The sequence below is a fragment of the Clostridium paraputrificum genome (genome assembly GCF_900447045.1).
Taxonomy (GTDB): domain Bacteria; phylum Bacillota; class Clostridia; order Clostridiales; family Clostridiaceae; genus Clostridium; species Clostridium paraputrificum.
This window is the reverse complement of record NZ_UAWH01000014.1, coordinates 702084-728068: the sequence shown is the minus strand read 5'-3', so window position 1 is coordinate 728068 and position 25985 is coordinate 702084. Positions and strand designations below refer to the sequence as shown.

Here is a 25985-nt window from a genome sequence, read left to right as displayed (position 1 = left end):
TACTCACCCCCTATAATGTTATAAAGCAATAGATTATTATAACTGCCATGGTTACAACCACCCAAAGCGCATAATCATTAACAACTCCTGAATGGGCATTGCTTAATCTATTGAAATATCCTTTAAAATCATGTTTCATACCCCAAAATAAATCATGAGGTCCAACCTTTGAAAATTCTTCTTTTTCTCCACCTGTAAAGACTTCATATTTTGTATCCATTGCTCCTTCTAAAGAGCTACTTTCAACTCTACATTTACCAAGCTTATGAATTCCAAAAGTCATTGCTATAATTATAGCTATTACTCCTATAAAGAAAAGTATTAAAAATGACTCTGGATTATATTCTCCTCTAAAGGCAAAATCCAAATCACTCTTTGTATAATTCTCAAGATGTAATAATGACAAATCTCCTAATAGCATATTATCTATATATTTAGGAACATTTCTTATAGCATCAACAATAGGCACTAATATTCCTTTAATAACATAATTAGAACATATACCAAAAACAAAGCATATTAATGCTAATATACCCATTGGTAGCTTCATAGTAAATGGAATTTCCTTCACTTCTTTTAGCTCTTCTCTTTCAGCTCCAAAGAAAACAGAATGTCCAACTTTAATAAATGAAGCTAATGTAAGAACAGAAACTATAAGTTCTACAATTGTTATTATTGGTATTTGCGTTTCTGAAGTAGATTGATACAATATCCACTTAGAGGCAAAGCCATTAAATGGAGGTATTCCACTAATTGCTGCTGCTCCTATAAAAAACATAACTGCTGTAAAAGGCATCTTTTTGCCAAGTCCTGAAACCTTATTTAAATCTGTAGTTCCTACGCGGTAAAGCACTGCCCCTGCACACAGGAACAATAAACACTTAAAGGAGGCATGATTAACCATATGATATAAGCCGCCCATAAGTCCTAGATTTGCAATACCATCTGCTGCAGTTAAACCTACACCTATACCAGTAATTACATAACCTAATTGAGATACTGAGTGGAATGCAAGAAGTCTCTTAAAGTCTGTTTGTAAAAGTGCCATAGAAACTCCTACTACCATGGTTATAGCTCCCCATATCATTACTAGGTATGCTAATGCCTTATTACCACTTACCATAAATATCATAAATAATATTCTTATTAACCCATAAACACCAGTCTTACTCATTACTCCTGAAAGTAACATAGAAATTGAAGATGGTGCTGACATATGAGCATCAGGTGGCCATGTATGGCATGGAACCATAAACGATTTAACTGCATATCCAACTAACAATAAAGCTAACGCTAGAATTGTTACTGGAGTAAATTTCTCTCCCCCACTATTTAGCTCTAGAGCTATTTGTGCAATATTTAAAGTATGAGTTTGAGCATATATTAATGCTGTTCCCATAAGAATTAGAGAAGAACCTAGTCCCCCAATTACTAAATATTTAAATCCAGCTTCTAAGGCCTTATCCTTCTGAGTTCTAAATGCTGTTAATGCAATGGCTGCAAATGTCATTATTTCTAGCATTACATACATATTAAATAAATCACCAGTAAATACAAAACCTATCATACTACCTGCTAAAAGTAAAAATAGTGTATAGTACTTACCAAGCCCATCATCCCTGCTCATATATTTAATTGAATATATAGAACTTAATGCACAAGCTGCTGTTATTATTAAACCTACAAATAAAGATAGAGCATCTACCTCCATTCCTATACCTATAGCAATATTGTCTACAGGCTTCCAATTTCCTAGCCAATAAGTTATTATTTTTCCATCTAAAAATACAGGCTTTATTAATAGCACTGTTATAATAAATGATGCTATGCATCCTAATACAACAATAGCTTTCTTTATCTTTATATATTTTTCCTTAAATAGACCTATTATAAATGCTAATACAAATGGTGTAAGTATAGCTATTAAAGGATATCCTGAATAATCATTACTCATCCTTTAAGCCTCCTTACCTTGTCAGATTCTATGCTTCCATACCTCTCCTTTATCTTTATTACTAAAGATAATGCTAAAGCTGTAACACAAGCTCCAATTACTATAGAGGTAAGTGTTAATGCTTGAGGAATAGGATCAACAAAGAAAGCACCATCTTTTAAATCACTTATAAATATAGGTGCAGTACCACCCGCTCTAAATCCAATTGTAATTAGCAATAGATTTATTCCTGAATCCATAACTCCCATACCTATAACTATTTTTATAAGATTCTTCTTAAAAATAATCAAAGCTAGTCCAATTACAATAAGGAGAAAAGCTCCTATATAATTAATTATCATCTTCCAGTCCCTCCTCCTCATCATCTCTTAAAGTGCCTATCATTATAAGAAGAAGAACTCCAATTCCTGCAAGAACTTTATATCCTACAGCAAAATTCATTAAAAATATTGTTCCTGAAGAAAATAATTTACCTAAAGTTCCTTTCCAAATTACGTTTCCAAAGAAGGCAGCTCCATATATAACACCTAAAGTTGCTACTAAAACAAATGCTAAGGCACCTAAATCCTCTGATGTCTTTAACCTATTTAAATGAAATGTTTTTAATACTTTATCTCTTCCATATGCTATAAAGAATATGGCAATAGCACCAGTAAGTAAAACTCCTCCTTGGAAGCCACCTCCTGGACTTAAGTGCCCATGAAGTATGATATATGCTCCAAGAACAAGAGTTATAGGTATAACTAAATCTGCACAAGAAGGGATTATTATATCCTTTTGCTTTCTATTCTTTTTCATGATTTCCTACCCCCTTAGCTCTTCTTTTTCTTAGAACAGCTGTTGCTCCACAAACTGCTGTAAATAGAACAAAGGATTCACCAAGAGTATCATATCCTCTGAAATCAAATACTATTGATGTAACAGAGTTTATGGCTCCTGTTTTTTCTTGAGTTTCATTTACTATAATTTCTGCTGCTCCATTATAAGTGGAAGGCATATCAACCATCTTAAATCCTACAAAAATGAATGCAACCGTTATTACTAAAAGAGAAAGAATTCCTATTGACTTCTTCATTTTTCTTCCTCCTTATTATCTTTCTTATCTTTTACCTTCTTTAAGGTAACTATAAAGATTATTGGAGTAAGTATTGCTCCTACTGCGGCCTCTGCCAAAGCTACGTCTGGCGCCTTTAATAGTAAAAACTCTAATGCTAAAAAACTTCCCATAATTGACATAGCTATTATTGATGGTAATAAATCCTCAATAAATAAAAGGGATACAGCTGCAATAATCATTCCAAGGATAATAATTGTATTTAATATAGCAAAACTATTCATCCTCTTCATCCCTCCCATAGTGATCACACTTATTCTTCTCAAATAACTTGGCCTTTGTTTTATATGCAGCTCTTGTCATAGCATGTGATGCCACTGGGTTAGTTATAACTAAAAAGAACATAATAACTAAAGCCTTTATTCCTAAAGAAGAATTTCCAATAGCAAACCCATATATAACGCATCCAAGAGCAATTGGTAAAGCTCCCATAGTTGCAATATTAGTTGATGATTGTAATCTACAATAGGTATCTGGCATTCTAATCATTCCTACGATTCCAGCTATGGTAAAGAATATTCCAACTGCAAATAGTAAATCTATTAAAATTCTTACCACTATCATATTTTCCCCTCCAAATACTTAGAAATAAGCACCGTACCAATAAAGCCAAGTAATGTCATTATAAGACCAAGGTCCACAAACAAACTTCTCTCTTCAATACAACCAAATAATATTAATACAACACCTAAGATTATATCTATACAGTCTGCTGCCACTACTCTATCTATAATGTGAGGGCCTCTAAATACTCTATATAAAAGTACTAATGATAAGAGGGATAGGATTATTGCAACTATCATTAAATCATTACTCATATCCATTATTTAAAAATCCCCCTTATCCTATTCTCAAAGTCTCCCTTGATTATTTCTCCTGCTTTATCTTCTTCCTCAGTTTCAACGTCTATCCAATGAACATATAAATAATTTTTTCCGTCCTCTTCTATAATGTCCATAACAATTGTTCCAGGTGTTAAAGTTATAGAGTTCGCTAGCATTGATAACCCATAATCTGATACTAACTCTGTTGGAATTTTAACTATACCTGAATTTATCTTTACGCTTTTAGATAAAGCTCTTTTTGCTACATCAATATTAGCCTTCATTAAAGCCACTGTATAAAAAGGTATATAAGCTATTAATCTAAAGAATCTATTTTCTTTAAATAGCCAAGTTCCATCTTCCTTTATAAAAAGTGGACATGTAAAATACCCAATTATTACAGATACTATTAATCCAACAATTACTTCTTGGATATCAATTTTGAATATATTTATATCTTGTAATACAAATAAAATCCAAAATACAAAGGCAAAAATGGAAGTTGCAAAAATACCCTTTTTATTTCTCATATTCTTTCCCCCTATTCCTCAATTTTAGAAATAAGCCAATTTTTAAATTCCTTTATATCATCTTCATTCTTAGAATTTACCTTAAATAACTTAAGCTCATCATTTCTTATTAATGCATTCTTCTCTACTCTTTCCTCATTAAATTCAAAATAATTTATTAAGTCATACTTTGTTAATACTAAAGCATCTGCTCTTGTAAACATTAATGGATACTTTTCAACCTTGTCATCACCTTCTGGAATGCTTAGTAAAGCTACCTTAAGGCTTTCACCTATATCAAACTCTGCTGGGCAAACAAGATTTCCTATATTTTCAATAATGATAATATCTAAATGGTCTAAATCAAATTGTGGAAGTATGTTCTTTATAGACATAGCTTCTATATGACAAGCTCCATCTGTATTTAATTGAACTACAGGTATTCCTCTTTCAGCCATTTTTTCTGCATCTATTTTACCTGCAATATCACCCTCAATAACCCCTACTTTAATTCCTGACTTTTTAAGTTCATCTATTAACCCTAATATAAATGTTGTTTTTCCTGCTCCTGGAGAACCCATTATGTTAATCATAAATACCTTCTTTTCTTTCAATTCATCTTGAAGTTCTTTATGACAATTTTCATTCCACTCCATAATTTGTTTAACAACCTTAATCTCCATATTACTCAACCTCCAAACTGTCTACATAAAATTCCTTGCCATTCTTTATTTTTATCTTATATGAATTGCATTTAGGACAAGTATAATTTCCCTTAGGTATTTCCCCTTCATATAAGCATTCTCTACACTCAATTTTTATTGGAAGCTTTTCTACAATTAACTTTGCACCTTCTGCTACTGTATCCTTACTTATTACATTAAAATAATAATCTATACAGCTAGGTACTAACCCTGTTAATTCTCCAACCTTTATTCTTATTTCTTTTATGCTTTTGAAGTTATTCTTTTTTTCCTCATCTTTGCATATTTTTAAGATACCTTCAGTAACTGACAATTCATGCATCTATCTATCCAAACAAGAGAAACAAGGGTCTATACTTGCAACTATTAAACCTGCATCTGCTATAGTATTATCCTTAAGCATAACTGGTACAGTAGCTGCATTTTTAAAAGTTGGTACATGTATATTTACTCTTCCATTAGTTTGTCCACCATTAGAAACAACATAGTATGATACCTCACCTCTAGGTGCTTCAATTCTTGAGAAATACTCTCCCTTTGGAACCTTTGGCATTTTCATACCTAAGTTAATTGGTGTATCTGGAATATTATATAAGGCTTGTTCAATTATTTTTATACTCTCTTCTATTTCTAGTAATCTAACAACAGCTCTTGAGAATACATCTCCTTCTGCTTGAACTATAGCTTTAAAATCGAAATCATCATAAGAACAATATGGATCAACCTTTCTAACATCATCCTTCATTCCCGATGCTCTTCCGTGTGGTCCACAAGCTCCATATATAAAGGCATCTTCATTTGTTAGAACTCCAACTCCTTTAGTTCTTAATGCTACAGTTTTATCGTTAGCATAAATATCGAATATAGCTTTAAAATCTTCTTTTAAAATGCTAAGCTTCTCTCTTAAATCCTTTTCAATTTCATCATTAATATCTCTTCTTGCACCACCTATAATATTCATTGCATAGTTAACTCTATTTCCTGATAGTGTTTCTAACATGTCCATTATTTTCTCTCTCTTTTCAAAACACATCATAAACAATGAATCAAACCCTATTATATGGGCAGCCAAACCTAACCATAAGAAATGGGAATGTAGTCTTTCAAGCTCACATGTAATTACCCTTAAGTAATCTCCTCTTTTAGGAACTTCCATTCCTGCTATCTTTTCTACAGCTAAACAATAAGCTAAAGTATGAGAATGAGAACATATACCACATACTCTTTCAACAAGTGTAATTGTTTGAATATGGTTTCTTTCTTCACATAACTTTTCAATTCCTCTATGGTTATATCCTATATAAACCTTTGCGTTCTTAATTTCTTCCCCCTCAGTAAAAAGCTTTACATGAACAGGCTCTTCTAACGCTGGATGATAAGGCCCTAAAGGTACAACATAACTCATTTACCTCACCCCTTTTATTTATCCTTATATTTCTTTAATTCACTTAATGGCATAACTAATATTTGTCCTTCACCATCTTTAAATTCTTCTGGTAAGAATAATCTACCAGACCTATTTAACCCATCAAACTTCATATTCATCATTTCTTCTATTTCCTCTTCTGCCCACCTTGCTGAAGCTGAATAAATGGGAGTTATTGATGGAAGTATCTCTTCCCCTTTTACTAAGTAAGTTGTTATATCGCCATTAACATCAAAGTTATACGCAATTACATTTTCCCTATTCTCATTAATGTAACCATTAATCATAACCAGCCTTCGTTTTTCCTTATACATAGCTTTAACACTATCTAGCAGGTCTTCTTTTTTAATTTCAATCCCATTAAAGTCATGCATTCTTCTCACCTCTTTCTTAACATATTCTTGGAAATAAATCTGAAGACAATTTGTTTAAAATTCTCCTACTTCCTAAAGGTCCTTTAAGTAATACTTTTTCCTTTTCATAAGAGACAACCTCTCCTATAATCGAAGCCTTCTTACCTAAATCCACCTTTCTTAGCTTTTCTACAAGTTCCTCTGCAATGCTTTCATCTACAACTATTAAAGCCTTTCCCTCATTTGCCGCGTATAATAAATCTATACCTAATATCTCACTAGCTCCTAAAGCGCCCTCACTAAAAGGTAATCTTTCTTCTTTAATTTCAATAGAATAATTAGTTCCATCTACAAATTCATTTAGTGTTGTTGCCACTCCTCCCCTTGTTGGATCTCTTAAAATCTTAATTTTGTCACCATATTCAAATATTATAGAAGCTAATGGATATAAATAAGCGCAATCTGATTTTACTGCTCCTTGAAAAAAGTTATTTCTTTCACACATAATGGATATACCATGATCCCCTATGTTTCCTGTTACTATCACCTTATCTCCAGGCTTAATTCTTTCTTTTCCTAACCTTAACTTTTCCACTTTAATACCTATTCCAGAAGTATTAATAAATATTCCATCTCCATGTCCCTTCTCAACTACCTTAGTGTCTCCAGTTACTATTTCTACTCCTGCTATCTTCGCCGTTTCACTTAAAGATTCTATTATCCTATTTAAATTTTCTACACTTAATCCCTCTTCAATTATTAATCCTAAACTTAGATATTTAGGAATGCTTCCACACATTAATAGATCATTACAAGTTCCACATACTGCAAGCTTCCCTATATCTCCACCCACGAAAAAAAGAGGATTAATAACAAAACTATCTGTTGAAAAGGCAATTTCTCCTTTCAAACTCAAGCTTGCACCATCCCCTAGTATATTCAATTTACTATTACCCACCTTAGGTAATATTACATTCTTTATTAAATTTTCACTTTGCTCTCCACCACTACCATGAGAAAGAGTAATTACATCTTCCATAAATTTCACCTCTATTAACCTTCATACTTGTAATATGCTGCGCAAGTTCCCTCGCTTGATACCATACATGGTCCTATAGGGAATGCTGGAGTACACACTCTTTTAAAAGAGCTACATTCACAAGGTAATATTCTCCCCTTTAGTACTTCTCCACATCTACATACATACTTTTCTTTACTCCTAGTAATTAGCTTTAACTCTTCATCTAAAGGAAACTTATTTAATATATCTTTTTCTTTATAATCATCCTTTAAAACCAATCCACTTTTATCTATATTTCCAAGCCCTCTCCATAATGATTGTGATTCTTTAAAATATTTATTAATTAACTCTTTTGCTACAATATTTCCCTCTCTACTTACAAAGCTTTTATAGCAATTAATTATTTTTTTACTCCCCTTATTCCTTATAAGCTGTATAATAGCTTCTATAATTTCATCCTCTTTAAATCCAGCTATTACCCCTAATTGTCCATATTCTTTAATGAATTCAAAATCTCTTTCTCCTAATATAACTGCAACATTACCTGGACAAAGGAATCCATCTAATTTAAGTTCTTTATCCTCCATAATTGTCTCCATTACAGGTTCAACTCTCTTATGCATTGAAAAAACAAATAGATTTCTAATATCTTTATTCATTATCTCTTCTAATAAGACACAGGTAGATGGTATTGTTGTTTCAAAACCAATACCTAAAAACACAAAATTCTTATTTTTTTCCTCTTTAGCTATTTCTATGGCATCTACTGATGAATATACTACTCTTATATCTCCACCTAAAGCTCTTGCCCTTTCTAGAGATATTAAAGGGCTTGTCCCAGGAACCCTTAACATATCACCATAAGTTATTACTGATATATTCTTATTTAAAGCTAAGGAATATATATAATCTATGTACAAACTTGGAGTTACACATACAGGACAACCTGGACCAGAAATTAATTTAACCTTATTTCCCAGGAAATTTCTTAAAGACATTTTTCCAATTTCCATAGTGTGAGTACCACATACCTCCATAAATGTCATAGTACCTTCTATATTATCTAGCTCCTCCTTAAGTTCCCAAATTAATCTCTTATTCATTTGCTTATTTCTCCAATCTTTTCTTGAAGCTCCTTAAAAATATCTAAACGTTCCTCTCCTTCTTCTTTACTTAACTTGCTTATTGCAAAACCAGCATGGATTAGCAAATAATCTCCTAAGCTTACATCTTTTATTACATCAATTCTTATCTTTCTTCTATTTCCTAAATAATCACATAAAGCTTCTTTATCATCTATACTTATTACTTTCATAACTAAACCCAAGCACATTTCCATATTCCACCTTGTATTTTTTTACATATTTTCATAATATCACATTTTTTGCCTTTCTTAAAGTTTTTGTAAGAATTTTTATAATATTCTCTATTTATTACACAATTATTATTTTTAATTTTATTAAAACGATTACTGATTTATTATTTTACAAAAAATAAATGTATGGTATAATACAGATATATTTATAGGAATTATTCATATTATTTATAAAAGGAGATTAGTCATGGGTTTTAAAGATAAGTTTAATAAGTATTTTCAAGATTCATATTTTGAAAAATATGGGGATAGAATAGCAAGTGCGAGTGGTACAGTTGTATCTGTAAAAGTTGAAGAAAAAAACTTTATTTTAATTCATAAATTAGTTTGTGATTTAGTTGTGAAGCCAGAAGTAGGAAAATCAATTATAAAAGCTAGATACAAAAAATGGCGTTGGTTTAAAAAGGTTGATTTCATTCCTTTAGCTATGGGACATAAGATTATGCTTATGGGACTTAAGGGAGTTAAAGGTAAGAAGGATGCTGACATACTTCAAATTCAAAACATCATTAACTTAACTGCTAAAAGGGATCTAATTCCAATAGACCACTCTCAAATAAAGAAGTCTAGACAACAAGTTAATAAAATGAGATATAAGTAAAAGAGCACTTAATGGTGCTCTTTTTTACTCGAAAAAGCAATAAAAAAGGTAAGGAAAATATAAAATTATTATCCTTGATTTTATATTTTATAATATTAAAATATAATAATACATTTGATTTATAGCTAATTAAAATTTTATACTTTCCTGATATTAAAAATAGTAAAACGAGGGGTTTGTAGATGAGAAAAAAAGATATACTTGAATTAAAAAAGCGTTTAAAGAAGGATTATTGCACCTTTACTAAAATGTGTGGTTGCTATGTTAATGGAGAGAAAAATGTAATTTTAAAATTTAGAGAAACATTTCTAAATTTAGAAGAAGATGATTACTTTAAATTTTTAGAAATAGCTAGAAAGGTTCTATCTGGAACTATTGGAAATAACATTTTAGAATTAAACTTTCCACTTAATGAAGATCTTATAAATGAAAAACAAGTTTCTCTTATGCAGCTTAAGAATAGTAAATTAAAAGATGACTCTATTCTTGATGATTTTTATAACTCTATCATAGATAGTTATGATTACACTGGTAACTTTTTAATACTTGTTTTCCACGACGCTTATGATGTTATAACTAAAACCAAAGATAATTTAAAATTAGATGAATCTGAAGAAGTATATGAATATGTACTTTGTGCAATCTGTCCAGTTTCACTTTCTGAACCTGGTCTTAGATACTATGAGGATGAGCATAAAATTAAGGCACGTATTAGAGATTGGGTTGTTACCCCTCCAACTAATGGCTTTGTCTTCCCTGCTTTCATTGATCGTAGTACAGACGTTAACTCTGTAATGTACTACACAAAAAATGCTAAGGATCCGCATCCTGAATTAATGGAGGATGCTTTAGGTTGCTCCTCAAAGCAAACTGCCACTATACAAAAAGAAACTTTCCAATCAATTATTAAAGATTCACTTGATGCTGATGAAGAAAAAGCTGATAAAATTTTTATGGAAGTACAAGATAATCTAAGCGCTATGATTGAAGAACATAATTCCATATATGAGGATACAGATAGTGAACCAAAAACTCTAACCAATAAAGACATTCAAAACCTTTTAATAGAAAGTGGAGTTCCTGAGGAGGTAACCACAAAAATAGAAGAATCTTATGTTGAAAGCTTTGGTGATGACCTTCCTTTAGCAGAAAATTTAATTGATGCAAAGGTACTTAAGGCAAATGAACAAAGAAAAAAGGAAGAACATCTAGAAAAACAAGTAGCAATTCTTCAAACTAGACTTGAAGAAGTTAAGCAAGAAGTTGCTGCTGATAATGATGAGGAAAATGCTAACTTAGAAGAAAGTAATCCAGACTATGATGTTATACTTCAAGTAAAGCCTGAAAAAGTACCTCAAATAAAATCTGAAATAATAGATGGACAAAAGTGCATAATCATTCCTATCAATGAAAATGAACAAGCTACAGTTAATGGAGTGGATGATTTAATTTAAGTTACCTAAATAGAAAAAGCAGATCTTAAAAATAAGATTTGCTTTTTCTCATTCTATTCCTTACAATTATTTTGTTTTTATAAACAAATAAATACTATTTATAAATGCTATTATTCCAGAGAAGAATAATACAATCATCCATTGATTAATCATTAAAGGTACTGTATGGAATATGCCTTGTAAGAAAGGTATATATAATATTGCCGCTAACATTATTATAGAAAAAGATACTGCACCAACTAAATATAAGTTAGTGAATAACTTTATTTCAAAAATGGAATGTCTTTCTGACCTACATTCAAACACGTGGAACAATTGTGACATTACTAATGTAGCCAATGTTAAAGTTCTACAAGTCTCTAAATTCATTCCGTAATATCTTCCAACCATGAAAGATAATAAAGTACAAATACCAATTAATGAACCACGAACTAAAATCTTCTCAGTTAACCCTCTAGCAAATATTCCTTCTTTCCTATCTCTAGGAGCTTGCCTCATTATATCCTTATCTGCAGGATCTACCCCTAAAGCTATAGCAGGCAAACCATCAGTTGCTAAGTTTACAAATAAAATCTGAATTGGTGAAAGAGGATTAGGTAATGTAAGTAAAGATGCTAAGAACATTGTTAATACTTCACCTAAGTTACATGATAATAAGTACCTTATGAACTTTCTGATATTATCATATATAACTCTTCCCTCTTCTACTGCTGATACAATAGTTGCAAAATTATCATCCATAAGTATCATAGATGATGCTTCCTTAGTTACATCTGTTCCTGAAATTCCCATGGATATTCCAATATCAGCTTCCTTAATAGCTGGAGCATCATTAACACCATCACCAGTCATTGCTACAACATTATTATTTCTTTTAAATGCCCTAACAATTCTAAGCTTATGATCAGGTGATACCCTAGCAAAAACCCTTATCTTTTCAACTTTCTTCTTTAGTTCATCATCTGTCATGCTTTCTATATCTTCACCAGTTACAACTTGGTCATCGTTATTACATATGTTTAAAGATTTTGCTATTGCAAGAGCAGTATTTTTATGATCACCAGTAATCATAACTGGCTTAATACCTGCAAGCTTACATCTAAGAACAGCATCTCTAGCCTCAGCTCTTGGTGGATCTATGCTACCTGCAACACCTATGAATATCAATCCATCTTCTAATTTTTCACTCCTAGTTAAATTTTCATCCTTATATGCACCTGCAATACATCTTAATGCTCTAGAAGACATTGCCTCAATAAATGAAGCTACTTGCTTCTTCTTTTGATATGTTAGAGGCTTAATCTTATTATTTTCTAATATATAAGAACATTTTTCTATAACCCTTTCAGGAGCCCCCTTAACATAGCAACATTCTTTTCCATTTTCCCTCATAATAACAGACATCATCTTTCTTGTTGAATCAAAAGGTATATCATATACACGCTCAGATTTTTCAACAAAAGCTTTAAGAAGATTTGTATCCTTAAAGAATAGTTTTACTAATGCTGTTTCTGTTGGATCACCATGTAATGCTTTATCTATATTTTTAACATTAAAATCATAATTACAATCATTACATAATACTAGTGACTTCATTAACATTGTATAATCTGTAAGCTTTTCCTTATCAAGTTCACATATCTTTCCATTTAGGTATACTTCCTTAACAGTCATTTTATTTTGTGTTAAGGTACCTGTCTTATCAGAGCAAATAACAGATGTACATCCTAATGTTTCTACAGCTGGAAGCTTTCTAACTAATGCATTTCTCTTAAGCATTCTAGAAACTCCAAGTGCTAATGAAACTGTTACTATAGCTGCTAATCCCTCTGGAATTGCTGCTACAGCTAAACTTACTCCAAGTAAGAACATCTCTGTTATATCATTTCCTCTAATAATTCCTAAGATAGTAACAACTGCACAAATTACAAGACATAAAACAACTAATATTTTTCCTAATGATTCTAATCGTTCTTTTAAAGGAGATTTTTCTTCTTTTATATTATCTAAAAGATTTGCTATCTTACCCATTTCAGTGTCCATTCCAATACTAGTTACTGTAAATAATCCTTTTCCCTTTAGCATTGTTGTTCCCATATATCCACTGCGCTTTTCTTTCTTATTTGTATCCTTAGAAACTCCAACTGATTCCCCTGTTAATAATGATTCATCTACCATTATTGATGATCCTTCAAGGAATTCTCCATCTGCTGGAATTCTATCTCCAGCTTCAAGTACAACAACATCCCCTATTGTTAGATAGGCAGAATTAATTACCTTTAATCCTCCATCTCTAAACACCTTACAAGTTGGTGCTGCTAGATTCTTCAAAGCTTCTAAAGACTTTTCAGTTCTAAATTCCTGTACAAATCCTAAAATTGCATTTACTATAACGATTATTATAATTGTAATAGCATCTGCTGTATCTCCCATAATACCTGAAATAATGGTGGCACCTAATAATACCCATACCATAAAATCGTTAAATTGAGATAAAAAAATCATTATTGGTGAAGCTTTCTTTTTATGCTGTATTTCATTTAATCCAAAGTTTTTCATTCTCTTCTCTGCTTCTCGTGTTGTTAACCCCGGAACTATTGTCTTTTCCTGTATCACCCTTTTTCCTCCTTAAACAAAACTCTATATTATATATATTTTGCTTTACTGAAGTTAGAACACAAGAAAACATAATAAAGTTAAAGGTTGTTATGAACTTTCTTTTAATAAAAGAACTATCATATTAATTGAATGTTCTCTTATACTATCTAAATAGTGAATACCTGCTTAAGGTCACATATCTTAGATTCAATATATTTTTTATATTGTGAAATACTTCATTAATAAATATGTTTTCTGCTATACTTCTCTATTTTCTTCTTTTCTTTACTTTTTTCGTGTTTAGCTTTAAAATATAATAGTAAAATTTTAAGTCAAAGGAGGAATAGTTTTGAGAAACGTAGTTTATGTAACTGGACATAAAAATCCAGATTCAGATTCAATTTGTGCAGCTTACGCATATGCTGAATTTAAGAACAAAACTGGAGAAATTCCTGCTATACCTGTTAGATTAGGTAATGTTAGCAGAGAAACTCAGTTCATCTTAGATTACTTTGGTGCAGAAGCTCCTGAATATTTAGAAACTGTAAAGTTAAAAGTTGAAGATTTAAAGATAGATAATATCAACCCTGTTACACCTGAGATATCATTAAAGATGGCTTGGAACATTATGAGAGATAAGAACATTCAATCTCTTCCTGTAGCTGATTCAAATGATCATTTATTAGGTATGCTATCTGTATCTAACTTAACTTCTTCATATATGGATATATGGGATAATGTTATCCTAGATAAGAGTAATACTTCTATAGATAATATAGTTGATACTTTATCTGCAAAGGAATTATACATCCATGGTAACAACCCAAAATTCCCTGGAAAGATTTGTGTTGCTGCTATGCAACCAGAAAGCATGAAGGGATTAATTGAAGAAGGCGATATTGCTATAGTTGGTGATAGACCTGAAGTTCAAGAAGCTTTAATTGATCTTAAGGTTTCTTTAGTTATAATAACAGGTTCTCATAATGTATCTGATGAATTACTTGAAAAAGCTAAGAATAATGGAGTATGTATCATAAGCACTCCTCATGATTCATTTACAGCTTCAAGATTAATAGTTCAAAGTATACCTGTAGGATATGTTATGGCTACAGAAAACATAGTATCTTTCTCAACTGATGACTTAGTTGAAGATATTAAGAAGGAAATGAGTGAAACTAGATATAGAAGCTACCCTGTTACTGATTCAGATGGTAAGGTAGTAGGTTTAATTTCTAGATATCATTTAATTTCTAACCATAAGAAGAAAGTAATTCAAGTTGACCATAATGAAAGAGGTCAATCTGTAGATGGATTAGATGAAGCTGAAATCTTAGAAATCATCGACCACCACAGAGTTGCTGATATTCAAACAAACAACCCAATTTACTTCAGAAACGAACCTCTTGGAAGTACTTCAAGTATAGTTGCTAAGTGCTTCTTTGAAAATGGTATAAGACCTTCTAAGAAGGCTGCTGGTCTATTAATGGGTGCTTTAATTTCTGATACATTATTATTCAGAAGTCCAACTTGTACTGAACAAGATAAGCACATCTGCAAGAGATTAGCTGAAATTGCTGGAGTAAATGATGTTGAAGCTTTTGCTAAAGAAATGTTCAAAGCTGGTACTTCATTACAAGGAAAGACAGTTGAACAAATCTTCAATCAAGACTTCAAGCCATTTACAATTGGTGAAGTAAAAATAGGTGTTGCTCAAGTTAACACTATGGATATCGAAGGATTTATGCCTTTAAAAGAAGATATGCTAAAGTATATGGAAAGAAAAGCTGAAGAAAATTCCTTCAGCATGGTAATGCTTCTTCTAACTGACATACTAAATGAAGGTTCTCAAATTTTAGTAGCTGGAAGAATGCCTGAAATAGTTGAAAAGACTTTCAGTGTTACTTTAGAAGCATCAACTGCTTTCTTACCTGGAGTTCTTTCAAGAAAGAAGCAAGTTATACCACCATTAACAAACGTAATATCTACAATGTAAAAAACTGCCTCATGGCAGTTTTTTTATCTTTTAAAATCTATCCAAGCCCGCATTTTTACTATATATTTATATATTTATATATTTATATATTTAAAACAATATTTAAACATTTCTTTTTTGGCCCAAGTTATCCTAATTATTTTGAACAAAAAGGTGGTGTGGATAATTTATCTTGTTTGTTCCATCAAAAGCTCCATGTCACATGGAAACAAATATCCATCCCTCTCGTACTAAAGTAATTAAAAAGAAACTTTAGCATAGCTAAAGTTTCAATCTTATCTTCTCATATTATTAATCATTCCCCACATCTCATCAGCACTTTCCATTGCTTTAGTGCTTAATTGAAATGCTCTTTGAGTAACAATCATATCTGTAAATTCTGTAGCAACATCTACATTAGAACCTTCCAAAAATCCTTGATACATTTCTGCATTAGTTGATACTTGAACATTAGCATCTCCTACTGGAAGGAATAAATTATCACCTACTGATTGAAAAGCATTTGTTCCTACTGCTGTATATAAAGGAATATTTCCAATCTTAATAAAGGTATCTCCTTCTTTATTATATACTCCACCTTTTGTATCAATTAAAAGGTTTCTTGCGTTTAATGCAGTGTTTTGTTCGTTTCTACCATTTATGTATTCTATATAAACTTTATTTCCTCTAGTATCAACAAGTCTTCCCATACTATCAACTTGGAATGCACCATCCCTAGTATAAACATATGATCCATCTGGTTGAACTAATCTAAAGTATCCTTCTCCATCTATACTTAGATCTGTTGGAAGTCCTGTATCTGTTAAGAATCCTTGAGTATTATCTCTATACCACTCTGTAGTTCTTACTCCTGTTCCCATAGATGCATCCTTATCATTTACCGGATATCCTTTTCTGTCTAAAGATTCATTAAGTAAATCCTTAAAGCCTACATCTACTCTCTTATATCCCATTGTCCCAGAGTTAGCTAGGTTATTACTTATTGTATCTAATTTAACTTGTTGAGCATTTAATCCTGTTTTACTTGTCCAAATTGTTCTAAGCATTTCCTAGTCCTCCTATACTCTTCCAATATCATTTGCTGCTTTATTTAAAGTTTCATCTAGCATTGATACAAATTTCTGATTTGTTTCAAAACTTCTTTGATTTGTAATTATATTTACCATTTCATTTGTAATATTAACATTAGATGCTTCAACAAATCCTTGGCTTACAGTAACTACTGTATTATACATTGGATTTTCTCCTCTGAAGTAATTATCTCCCATCTTTTCCAAATTTCCATAATCCTGAAAATCAGCTAGTGCTAATGAATGAGTAGCAACTCCACCTACTGAAATATTATTATTTCTATCAATAGAAAAATTATCATTTCCAACATATATAGGTTCCATATTTCCTGTATACTTATTTACTCCTAAGACCTTATCACCTGTAGTAGTTGTTAAAAAACCATCATTTCCAATTAGAAAGTTACCATCTCTAGTATAAAGTCTTTCATTACCTCTTTGAACTGTAAAAAATCCTCTTCCACTTATTGCAAAATCAGTAACCTTTCCAGTATCTTTAAGCGCACCTTGAGTAAATGCAGTTTCTACAGTATCTATTTCTGCTCCTAAACTTAATGCCCCTAATCTTTGAGGAACATTTTTACCTGCAGCAATCTTATCTTTATTTTGTATGTATACTTCATCGAAGCTTTTTATAGCTAGGTTTTCAGATTTATAACCTATTGTATTGGCATTAGACATATTGTTAGTTATTGTACTTTGCCTGCTCTCTAATGATATCATTCCTGAAACAGCTGTATATAAACTTCTAATCATTTTTCTCATCCCCTTTAAAAAACACCTTACACTCATCCTTAGTGTGCATACCTAGACCTCTAGCTTTTTCTTCTATCTTAGCATCAGTCATTGAATTACTATATTTATATGTAAACATAAGGCTTGTACCTAATATTAGGCCTATTCCAATTCCTATAAGGATCTTTTTATCACATAGGAAGTTAAATACTTCCTTTACTTTTTGTATAAATTCCTTACTAATAATACTTCCCCCTTACCTAAAGAAAGTTTTTCACAAATCTCATCATCATTAAGTCCTAAACTAATTAATTCTCTTATGACCTCTGTTTTATTCTTATTATCTATTTCATTTATTACATCCACTTCTTCATCTATAGAAGTTAAATTATTACTAATTAATTCTTCGTCTATTTCTAAGTTTTCTTTAATATCTTCTACATTATTATTGAAATTAATATGTTGTTTAATCTCTAAAATTTCTTTTTGAAGTTCTGTTAAGCTTTCAGCTATATCTCTTCTTATAGCTCCTATCTCTACTTCTACTTCTGTCATATCTTTCTGTTTGTATTTTAACACATCACTAAAGGAACTTTCATCCTTTTTTAGAGCTTTATAGTTTAAAACCACCAAAATAACTCCTATAACTATCAATATAAATGGCATATTTCCACACCCTCATTACAAATAATTAATTTTTTTCATCTTTTCCCTTAAGTTTCTTATAGCTCTACTATGTAGTTGACACACTCTTGATTCAGAAACCCCTAAAACAGCTCCAATTTCTTTTAATGTCAGCTTTTCATAGTAATATAAATTTAAAACAGTTCTATCTTTTTCATTAAGAGATTCTATTGCTTTAGCTAATATCTCTATCTGTTCCTTCTCTTCATAACTTTGTTCAGGGCTTGGACTATTTTTATCTTCAATAATTCCCATAATAGTCATATCTTCATCATCGGAATATACTATATCTTCTAACGAAACAACTGATATATAGTTAATATAATTTTCTATTTCTCCAACTTCACATATTGATAAGTTCATATGTTTTGCAATTTCATCAATTGACGGTTCTCTACAAAGTGTTTTTTGTAGAGTTTCTACTGCTTCATTATATCTATTTAACTTATCCATAGCTCCTTTAGATATAGGTCTGTTCTTTCTTATTTCATCAATTATTGCTCCTCTTATTCTTATAGATGCATATGATGAAAACTTCATGCCTTTAGTTTCATCATATTTAGAAATAGCATCTATTAATCCAATCATTCCATATCCTACTAAATCTTCGTATTCCATATTTTTATTTTTTCCTAAGCTAATACGTGAAGCTATGTATTTAACTAATGGTATACATTCCTCAATAATTTGTTCTTTTCCCTCTAATAGATTTAAGGTGGTCATAAATACTCCTCCTTTTATACAAGTCCCCTTTGTTTTCTCATTTGTTCAAATACTTTTTGAATAATTTTATCTCTTGTTCTTTCTGATATTTCCTTAAACTTTAATCCACATATATATTCGCCTGTATTACTCTTTTCAACTCTTACAACTTCTCCAACTATTTGTACCTTTTCATTTTCAGCTATAAAAATATTTACTGTTACTCTATCTCTTAAAGATAATTTTTCTTCTATCTTTATCTTCATGCCTCCACCACTTAGGTCAAGAATAATTCCCTTTTTCCATACTTCTTCTCCATTATCATTTTGCAGCTTATAGAAAGCATACTCTACCATATCAACTCTTACATAATTTCTTCTTTGTATTTTACTTATGTTGTATGGTTTTGACAACTTATATAAATTTAATTTTCCCTCCCTAGTTCTTCCAAGTACTCTACAATTAAACTTATAATAACTACCACCATCTACATAATGTTCCGCCTCTATTTCATCATTATCATTCATAGTAAGATAAATACCATTATTAACAGGAATATCTATTAAAATATAACTTTCTGTTACATCCTGTAGGTTACTTTTATAAAATACCTCTCCCTCTAAAATTTGAATGTTTCCATTAATCTCAAGTTTAAATTTTTTCATTTCCTTACTCCCCCTCTAAGAAAATAAACTGAACAGTTTTTTAAACAACCCTTCCGCTCCCATATTTTCTACACTCGCATTTCCTATTAACTTATTTGATATTCTTTCTATTGATTTAGATGCATCGCATTTTGGATGTAATATTGTAAAGGGGACTTGTGCCCTTACCCCTTCAACTAATTTTCTATCCTCTGATATAGATCCTAAATAATTAACTTTTATAGTTAAAAACTTCTCTACAGCTCTTTTTAGCTTATTATAAGTTTCTTCTCCATCTTTAATTGAAAAAGCTCTATTAACTATTACATTTGCGGTATTTGTTAATTTAAAATGATCTGTAGCCTTTATTAAGCTATAAGCATCAGTTAAAGATGTTGGTTCTGGTGTAGTTATTACTATTGTTTCTTCTGAACAAGCTATAAATGCAAGTACATTTTTATTAATTCCTGCACCAGTATCAATGAATATATAATCATATTTATCTAGGCTAGTTAACTTTTCTATAAAGGCTAACCTCTCCTCTTCTTCTAAGTTTTCAATATAGTTTATTCCAGAGCCTCCTGGTAATAAATTAATTCCATAGGGTCCTTCTACAACTACTTCATTTATATCCTTCCCCTCTAGAAGATCAAAAACATTATAACTAGGCAGTACTCCCATTAAAACATCATCATTTCCCATCCCTATATCTGCATCAAAAATCAATACTTTTTTCCCTTTTTTATGAAGAGTTATTCCCATATTAACAACAAAATTACTTTTACCTACTCCACCTTTACCCGATGTTATAGTAATTATTTTTGCCTTTTTCTTTGAGTTATCCTTATTAGCTAATCTTCTTAAGTTTTCCGCTTGATCTAGCATAAGGATTCCTCCCCGAATATAAACTTCATTAAATCATCCTTTGATGGATTTTTTATATCATCAGGAACATTTTGTCCTGTTGCAATATATCTTATAGGCTTTTGTGACCTTTTACTTATGTTATAAATAGCTCCATAAGTAGTTGTTTCATCTAATTTAGTTATTATAATATTGTCATAATTTAAATACTTATATCCTTGTAATATAGTCTCTACATCTCGATTCTTAGTTGTTGCACTTATGACCATGCTCACACTGTCAGGCTTAGCTTTTTCTGTAAATGCTCTTAATTCAGAAATTTGCATTGTATTTTTACTACTTCTTCCGGTAGTATCTATTAAAATAACATCCATTCCCTTTAAAGCCTCTATAGCCTCTTCCATCTCTTTAATTGTAACTACAACCTTAAATGGAATATTCATTATTTCTGCATATGTCTTTAATTGTTCAACAGCTCCAATTCTATATGTATCTACTGTTATTAATCCTACTTTCTTTTTTTCTATCAAAGATAACTTTCCTGCAAGCTTAGCTATAGTTGTTGTCTTTCCTACTCCAGTAGGTCCTACTAAAACTATTCTTCCTTTTAAATTCTCTTCTGATATTTCAATGTCTGCATTAATAACTTCTTTTAAGGAATTCTCTATGTGCTCAATATCTATCCTATCTTTTAGCTCATTATAAAACTCTAAGTCTATATCTATTTTTTCTAGTACTTCCTTAATAGGATCCCTTTCTTCTTCCTTAGTTGTATTTTTTATTACCTTATTTAGAAGTTCCTTCATCTCTTTTACTTCCGCTTCTAGTTTTTCTTCCTTCTCCTCTTTAGTTGAAATACTAGGCTTTGAAACTTCACTTTGCTTATTTTCAATTTCTTGTTCCATTATCTTTCTTATATCATTTATTGAACTTTGAAAATTTTCCTCAGTTCCCTTACTTGAGTTCTCTACAGCAGCAGTTACTTCAATCTGCTTTTCAGAAAAAAGTCCCTTAAATCCTGGTTTTCTTACTTTTCTTTGGCTTACTATTATAGCATCCTTTCCCAGTTCATACCTTATTCTTGTAAGAGCCTCATTCATATTACTGACTAAATACTTTTTTATTATCATCTACAGTGTTACAACTCCTTCAGTACGAATTTCAACATCATTTGGAATTTCATTTAAAGAAATAACCATTATATGAGGAAATGCCATTTCTATTAATTTTCTAAATACACATCTTATATTTGGTGATACCAAAATTACTGGTTGGTTATTATAGAAATATACTGATTCTATAGTATCTCTTATATTATTAAATATTCTTGTTGTAGTATCGGGATCAATTGTTGGGAATGTTCCTTGAATTGATTTTTGTATATTTGATGCTACTAATTCTTCTAGCTGAGGATGTAATGTTACAACAGTAACTGCTCTATCTTCATTTATAATTTGATTACATATAGTTCTTGCAAGAGAGAATCTTACATATTCAGTTAATAATTCAATATCCTTTGTATTTCTTGAATTATCAGCAAGAGATTCCATAATAGTAACCATATCCTTTATTGGAACCTTCTCTCTTAATAAGTTCTGTAATACTTTTTGTAATTCTCCAATAGTTAATAGATCTGGTATTAACTCATCAACTACAGCACTGTATTTTTCTCTTGTGTTGTCAACAATTAACTTAACCTCTTGTCTTCCTAACAATTCATAAGAATGTGCTTTTATTGTTTCAGTTAAATGTGTAACCATAACTGTTGTTGGATCTACTACAGTTAATCCTTTAATCTCTGCTTCCTCTCTTTGGTCTTTATTAATCCATACAGCTGGAAGTCCAAATGTAGGTTCTATTGTCTTAATTCCTGGTATATCTGAATTGTCACCTGTAGGGTCCATACATAATAACATATTAGGCATAAGTTCTGATGAAGCTATAACTGTTCCTCTTATCTTTATTACATATTCATTGGTTCTAAGTTGTAGGTTATCTCTAATTCTTATAGGTTGTACAACTATCCCCATTTCAATTGCACACTGCCTTCTTACAGAGGCAATTCTTTGTAACAAATCTCCTCCAGTAGTTTCATCTGCTAATGGAATTAATCCATAACCAATTTCAACTTCCATAGGCTCAACGGATATAAGATTCATTACATTCTCTGGCTCTTTTCTTTCCATCTCAACAATTTCATCTTCTTCCATAGCAATTGCTAATTCCTGCTTTTTATTTTCTTCCTTATAAAGAAGATATGTTAACACTCCCATAGCAGCTGCTGCTAAAAAGAACGGAAGCTTTGGCATACCTGGAATAATTCCAATAGAAAACATTAATATTGTTGCAATTCCTGTTACCACTGGGAAAGCTGTTAACTGATTAGCAAATGTTTTACCAAAGTTATCTCTGCTTCCTGAACGAGTTACCAAAATACCTGATGATGTTGATATTAATAATGCTGGTATTTGTCCTACTAACCCATCTCCTACCGTTAAGATTATATATTTGCTTGCAGCATCACCAGCACTCATATTCTTCATCATAACTCCAATTATAATTCCACCAACTATATTTATAAGAGTTATTATTATACCTGCAATGGCATCTCCCTTAACGAACTTAGATGCTCCATCCATCGCTCCATAAAAGTCTGCTTCTGATTGCAAGTCTTGTCTTCTAATTTTTGCTATTGCTTCATCTATAAGCCCTGAATTCAAATCTGCATCTATTGACATCTGCTTTCCTGGCATTGCATCAAGAGTAAATCTTGCAGATACTTCTGCTACTCTCCCAGCACCATTTGTTATAACAATGAAATTAACAATAACTATAATTATGAATATAATAATACCAACAACATAGTTTCCACCTACTACAAAATCTCCAAATGCAGTAATAATACTCCCTGCATCTGCTTCTGTTAGTATTAATCTTGTGGAGGATATGTTAAGTGCTAATCTAAAAAGTGTAGTTACAAGTAAAAGTGTAGGGAACACTGATAATTGCAATACATTTGTTGTAAACATTGTTATAAGCATTATTACAACTGAAAGTGTAATATTCAATGCTAATAAAACATCTAATACACCCTTAGGCAATGGAATAATAATCATAAGAACTATTCCTATTACACCTATAGCTACAAGCACATCTAAATTTTCTTTTAAATTCATCTTTTTATTATTTATAGGTGACAAATTCATCCCATCCTTTATCTAAGCAAAGTCTTACTTCTTATTTTTTAGTTTATATACCATAGCTAGAATCTCTGCTACAGCTTGATACATTTCCTGGGGAACTTCCCTATCTATATCTACCTGTTCATATATCATTCTTGCTAAAGGTTTATTTTCCATTATAGGAACATCATTTTCCTTTGCGACTTCTTTTATCTTTAGTGCTACTAAATCTGCTCCCTTTGCCACTACTTTAGGAGCTTCATTATTTCCTTCTTCATACTTTAAAGCTATTGAAAGATGTGTTGGATTTGTAATTACAACAGTTGCATCTGCTACAGATGCCATCATTCTTCTTGTTGCCATCTCTCTCTGCTTTTGTTTTATTTTACTTTTAATCTGAGGATCTCCCTCCATTTGTTTATACTCTTCCTTAATTTCTTGTTTTGTCATTCTTAAGTCCTTTTGGTGAAACCTAAATTGAACAAAGTAATCTGCAGCAGCAATTATTACTAAAACTAAACTTACTTGAAAGAATATACCTACAACTAAATCCTGAACTTGTCCCCCTAAAGAAGGCAGATATGTATTAGATATTTGAAGGATTTTATCATAATTGTCTCTAACATATAAAAAACCAATAAAACCTATTACTGTTACCACTGCAAGATTCTTTAACAAATCCACAAAACTCTTTTTAGAAAACATATTTTTAAAACCAGAAATAGGATTTAATTTACTAAATTTTGGTTTTAGAGGTTCTCCTGTAAGTAAAAATCCCGTTTGCATTAAACTTGCCACTATTCCAGCTATCATTATTGGAATAACAACTGGAAGTATACATAACCCAGCTTTCAATAATATAGTAATTACTATGGATTTTATGCTCATTTCATTTATATCTTGAAGCATTCCAGACTGAAGGAAATATATCATAGTATCTTTTAAATTTCCTACTATCATACTACTTAATAAAAGTATCACTAGAGTACAAGTAACCATTGTTATTGCAAGTCCAACATCCTTACTTCTAGCTACCTGACCTTTTTTTCTAGCTTCACTCTTTTTCTTTGGTGTAGCTTCCTCTGTCTTTTCTTCTTTTGCAAATATAAGCACCATAGGTGCCGCTGGTAGTACCTTTAACATTTCCTCTATAATATCTGGTATTAAATTAAATGCATAGGATACTATTTTTATCATTATAGGTAATAATGCTATAAATGTTAGTAATCCAACCACCATTTTAACTGGCATACCTAAAATCATTACATTAATTGCTGGCACAGTTCTTGAAACTAAAGCCATGCATAAATCTGTTATTATAATTATCAATACCAATGGTATTGCAATTTTCACTCCTATTACAAAATACTCTCTAAAAGCATCTAAAACTACTGAGAAAGTATCTTGAAAAACTATATTTTGCCCTATATTTACTACCTTAAAACTTTGTATTAAACACTTAATTAACAGGTGGTGCCCATCGATAATAAAGAATATTACCATGGAAATAAAATACGATAAATTAGAAAAGGGAGTACTTGTTGTCTCACTACTAGGATCTAGCATATTCATCATAGATAACCCTATTTGGATATCCATGTACCCTCCTGCCATTCTTATAAAATCAAATATCATATTGGCTATAAAGCCTAGTATAACCCCACTCATTATTTCACTTATTACGCTATAAACAAGCATATAGTTGTTATTTATCTCTAAAACGACCTGATAATTTATTCCCGATATTATTGAAAATGACAATATCATTCCAATTGCACCCTTTAGTATTGGTGGTGTTCCTTTGGGAAATAAAGACTTAGCAACCAGGAAAAATGATGTTAATCGTATAAATACAAGTATTAATGCTAGAAAGTAGGCTGTATTAACCACTGCTCTACCCCCTATGTTGAAACTTTAATAATTAATTCAAAAATTCTTCTTGTAAATCCCATAATGGTATGAAGCATCCAATTTCCTAACAATATACCAATAAAGGCTACACCTAACAGCTTAGGAACAAATGTTAATGTCTGCTCTTGAATTTGAGTAGTTGCTTGAATAATACTTATAATTAGACCAATTACTATAGCTACTGCTAAGATTGGTCCAGCTACCTTTAATGCTGTCATAATTGCATCTTTAACTACACCTATAACTAAACTTTCACTCATACTAAAT

General features: G+C 31.0%; 30 protein-coding genes. 3 read left to right on the top strand and 27 right to left on the bottom strand.

Annotated elements, in window-relative coordinates; translation table 11 throughout:
• Positions 1-10: 10 nt before the first annotated feature.
• From DR024_RS08430 to DR024_RS08360, 15 genes are read right to left on the bottom strand one after another with little or no spacing between them, the layout of a single operon-like run.
• The gene (locus DR024_RS08430) at positions 11-1954 is read right to left on the bottom strand and encodes a proton-conducting transporter transmembrane domain-containing protein (protein WP_055183626.1); all 1944 of its coding nucleotides are present in this window, start codon (positions 1952-1954) and stop codon (positions 11-13) included.
• On the bottom strand, positions 1951-2295 hold the full coding sequence (locus tag DR024_RS08425) for a sodium:proton antiporter (protein WP_027099546.1): 345 nt from the start codon (positions 2293-2295) through the stop codon (positions 1951-1953). Before DR024_RS08425 ends, DR024_RS08430 begins: the two co-directional genes overlap by 4 nt.
• A complete protein-coding gene (locus DR024_RS08420; protein ID WP_051196065.1) occupies positions 2285-2752 on the bottom strand; it encodes an MnhB domain-containing protein in 468 nt (155 codons plus the stop codon). The genes DR024_RS08425 and DR024_RS08420 overlap by 11 nt, the downstream gene beginning before the upstream one ends.
• Entirely contained in the window at positions 2739-3029 is a 291-nt protein-coding gene (gene mbhE / locus DR024_RS08415) for a hydrogen gas-evolving membrane-bound hydrogenase subunit E (RefSeq protein ID WP_027099545.1), read from the bottom strand. The genes DR024_RS08420 and mbhE overlap by 14 nt, the downstream gene beginning before the upstream one ends.
• Positions 3026-3292, bottom strand: a complete 267-nt coding sequence (locus DR024_RS08410) for a hydrogenase subunit MbhD domain-containing protein (RefSeq protein ID WP_027099544.1) — start codon at positions 3290-3292, stop codon at positions 3026-3028. The genes mbhE and DR024_RS08410 overlap by 4 nt, the downstream gene beginning before the upstream one ends.
• Positions 3285-3632, bottom strand: a complete 348-nt coding sequence (mnhG, locus tag DR024_RS08405) for a monovalent cation/H(+) antiporter subunit G (protein WP_027099543.1) — start codon at positions 3630-3632, stop codon at positions 3285-3287. Before mnhG ends, DR024_RS08410 begins: the two co-directional genes overlap by 8 nt.
• Positions 3629-3892 (bottom strand): MrpF/PhaF family protein, encoded by a 264-nt coding sequence (locus DR024_RS08400; protein WP_027099542.1) that lies wholly within the window; start codon positions 3890-3892, stop codon positions 3629-3631. The genes mnhG and DR024_RS08400 overlap by 4 nt, the downstream gene beginning before the upstream one ends.
• Positions 3892-4422, bottom strand: coding sequence for a Na+/H+ antiporter subunit E (locus DR024_RS08395; RefSeq protein WP_111918508.1), 531 nt, complete (start codon positions 4420-4422; stop codon positions 3892-3894). Before DR024_RS08395 ends, DR024_RS08400 begins: the two co-directional genes overlap by 1 nt.
• Before the next feature lie 11 nt (positions 4423-4433).
• On the bottom strand, positions 4434-5084 hold the full coding sequence (hypB, locus tag DR024_RS08390; protein ID WP_027099540.1) for a hydrogenase nickel incorporation protein HypB: 651 nt from the start codon (positions 5082-5084) through the stop codon (positions 4434-4436).
• Between the two features lies 1 nt (position 5085).
• Positions 5086-5427, bottom strand: coding sequence for a hydrogenase maturation nickel metallochaperone HypA (gene hypA, locus DR024_RS08385; protein ID WP_027099539.1), 342 nt, complete (start codon positions 5425-5427; stop codon positions 5086-5088).
• Entirely contained in the window at positions 5428-6510 is a 1083-nt protein-coding gene (locus DR024_RS08380) for a hydrogenase large subunit (protein WP_111918506.1), read from the bottom strand. It abuts the gene before it with no gap.
• 14 nt (positions 6511-6524) lie between these two features.
• On the bottom strand, positions 6525-6905 hold the full coding sequence (locus tag DR024_RS08375; RefSeq protein ID WP_027099537.1) for an NADH-quinone oxidoreductase subunit C: 381 nt from the start codon (positions 6903-6905) through the stop codon (positions 6525-6527).
• Between the two features lie 16 nt (positions 6906-6921).
• Positions 6922-7923 carry a hydrogenase expression/formation protein HypE gene (gene hypE, locus DR024_RS08370; protein WP_027099536.1) on the bottom strand — a complete coding sequence of 334 codons (1002 nt, stop codon included), beginning with the start codon at positions 7921-7923 and terminating at the stop codon, positions 6922-6924.
• A 14-nt stretch (positions 7924-7937) separates the two neighbouring features.
• The gene (hypD, locus tag DR024_RS08365; protein WP_027099535.1) at positions 7938-9008 is read right to left on the bottom strand and encodes a hydrogenase formation protein HypD; all 1071 of its coding nucleotides are present in this window, start codon (positions 9006-9008) and stop codon (positions 7938-7940) included.
• Positions 9005-9238: a HypC/HybG/HupF family hydrogenase formation chaperone gene (locus tag DR024_RS08360; RefSeq protein WP_027099534.1), complete on the bottom strand. Its 234-nt coding sequence runs from the start codon at positions 9236-9238 to the stop codon at positions 9005-9007. The genes hypD and DR024_RS08360 overlap by 4 nt, the downstream gene beginning before the upstream one ends.
• Before the next feature lie 229 nt (positions 9239-9467).
• On the opposite strand from DR024_RS08360, the gene DR024_RS08355 reads away from it, so the two are divergent.
• Complete coding sequence (locus tag DR024_RS08355) at positions 9468-9881, top strand: hypothetical protein (RefSeq protein WP_027099533.1); 414 nt, start codon at positions 9468-9470, stop codon at positions 9879-9881.
• A 182-nt stretch (positions 9882-10063) separates the two neighbouring features.
• Positions 10064-11335, top strand: coding sequence for a DUF4317 domain-containing protein (locus tag DR024_RS08350; protein ID WP_027099532.1), 1272 nt, complete (start codon positions 10064-10066; stop codon positions 11333-11335).
• A 66-nt stretch (positions 11336-11401) separates the two neighbouring features.
• Here the strand turns inward: DR024_RS08350 and DR024_RS08345 are convergent, their stop codons facing one another.
• On the bottom strand, positions 11402-13951 hold the full coding sequence (locus DR024_RS08345; RefSeq protein ID WP_027099531.1) for a calcium-translocating P-type ATPase, PMCA-type: 2550 nt from the start codon (positions 13949-13951) through the stop codon (positions 11402-11404).
• Positions 13952-14282: 331 nt separating this feature from the next.
• Between DR024_RS08345 and DR024_RS08340 the strand changes: the two genes are divergently transcribed.
• On the top strand, positions 14283-15926 hold the full coding sequence (locus DR024_RS08340) for a putative manganese-dependent inorganic diphosphatase (RefSeq protein WP_099327784.1): 1644 nt from the start codon (positions 14283-14285) through the stop codon (positions 15924-15926).
• Positions 15927-16201: 275 nt separating this feature from the next.
• On the opposite strand, the gene DR024_RS08335 is transcribed toward DR024_RS08340, so the two are convergent.
• The 11 genes from DR024_RS08335 to fliQ all read right to left on the bottom strand — a co-directional run bounded on the left by DR024_RS08335 (position 16202) and on the right by fliQ (position 25978).
• On the bottom strand, positions 16202-16972 hold the full coding sequence (locus DR024_RS08335) for a flagellar hook-basal body complex protein (RefSeq protein ID WP_027099529.1): 771 nt from the start codon (positions 16970-16972) through the stop codon (positions 16202-16204).
• 12 nt (positions 16973-16984) lie between these two features.
• Complete coding sequence (locus DR024_RS08330; RefSeq protein WP_027099528.1) at positions 16985-17752, bottom strand: flagellar hook-basal body complex protein; 768 nt, start codon at positions 17750-17752, stop codon at positions 16985-16987.
• Complete coding sequence (locus DR024_RS18140; RefSeq protein WP_271815177.1) at positions 17745-17870, bottom strand: hypothetical protein; 126 nt, start codon at positions 17868-17870, stop codon at positions 17745-17747. Before DR024_RS18140 ends, DR024_RS08330 begins: the two co-directional genes overlap by 8 nt.
• A 77-nt stretch (positions 17871-17947) precedes the next feature.
• Positions 17948-18397: a hypothetical protein gene (locus DR024_RS08325; protein WP_111918504.1), complete on the bottom strand. Its 450-nt coding sequence runs from the start codon at positions 18395-18397 to the stop codon at positions 17948-17950.
• A 15-nt stretch (positions 18398-18412) separates the two neighbouring features.
• Positions 18413-19138, bottom strand: a complete 726-nt coding sequence (locus tag DR024_RS08320; protein WP_027099526.1) for a FliA/WhiG family RNA polymerase sigma factor — start codon at positions 19136-19138, stop codon at positions 18413-18415.
• 14 nt (positions 19139-19152) lie between these two features.
• Positions 19153-19782: a flagellar brake protein gene (locus DR024_RS08315; RefSeq protein WP_027099525.1), complete on the bottom strand. Its 630-nt coding sequence runs from the start codon at positions 19780-19782 to the stop codon at positions 19153-19155.
• Positions 19783-19797: 15 nt separating this feature from the next.
• Positions 19798-20646: a MinD/ParA family protein gene (locus DR024_RS08310; RefSeq protein ID WP_065254207.1), complete on the bottom strand. Its 849-nt coding sequence runs from the start codon at positions 20644-20646 to the stop codon at positions 19798-19800.
• A complete protein-coding gene (flhF, locus tag DR024_RS08305; protein ID WP_027099523.1) occupies positions 20640-21755 on the bottom strand; it encodes a flagellar biosynthesis GTPase FlhF in 1116 nt (371 codons plus the stop codon). Before flhF ends, DR024_RS08310 begins: the two co-directional genes overlap by 7 nt.
• Positions 21756-23801 (bottom strand): flagellar biosynthesis protein FlhA, encoded by a 2046-nt coding sequence (gene flhA / locus DR024_RS08300; RefSeq protein ID WP_243252843.1) that lies wholly within the window; start codon positions 23799-23801, stop codon positions 21756-21758.
• 54 nt (positions 23802-23855) lie between these two features.
• Positions 23856-25697, bottom strand: a complete 1842-nt coding sequence (locus DR024_RS08295; protein ID WP_027099521.1) for a fused FliR family export protein/FlhB family type III secretion system protein — start codon at positions 25695-25697, stop codon at positions 23856-23858.
• Between the two features lie 11 nt (positions 25698-25708).
• Positions 25709-25978 (bottom strand): flagellar biosynthesis protein FliQ, encoded by a 270-nt coding sequence (fliQ, locus tag DR024_RS08290; protein WP_027099520.1) that lies wholly within the window; start codon positions 25976-25978, stop codon positions 25709-25711.
• Between the last annotated feature and the right edge of the window lie 7 nt (positions 25979-25985).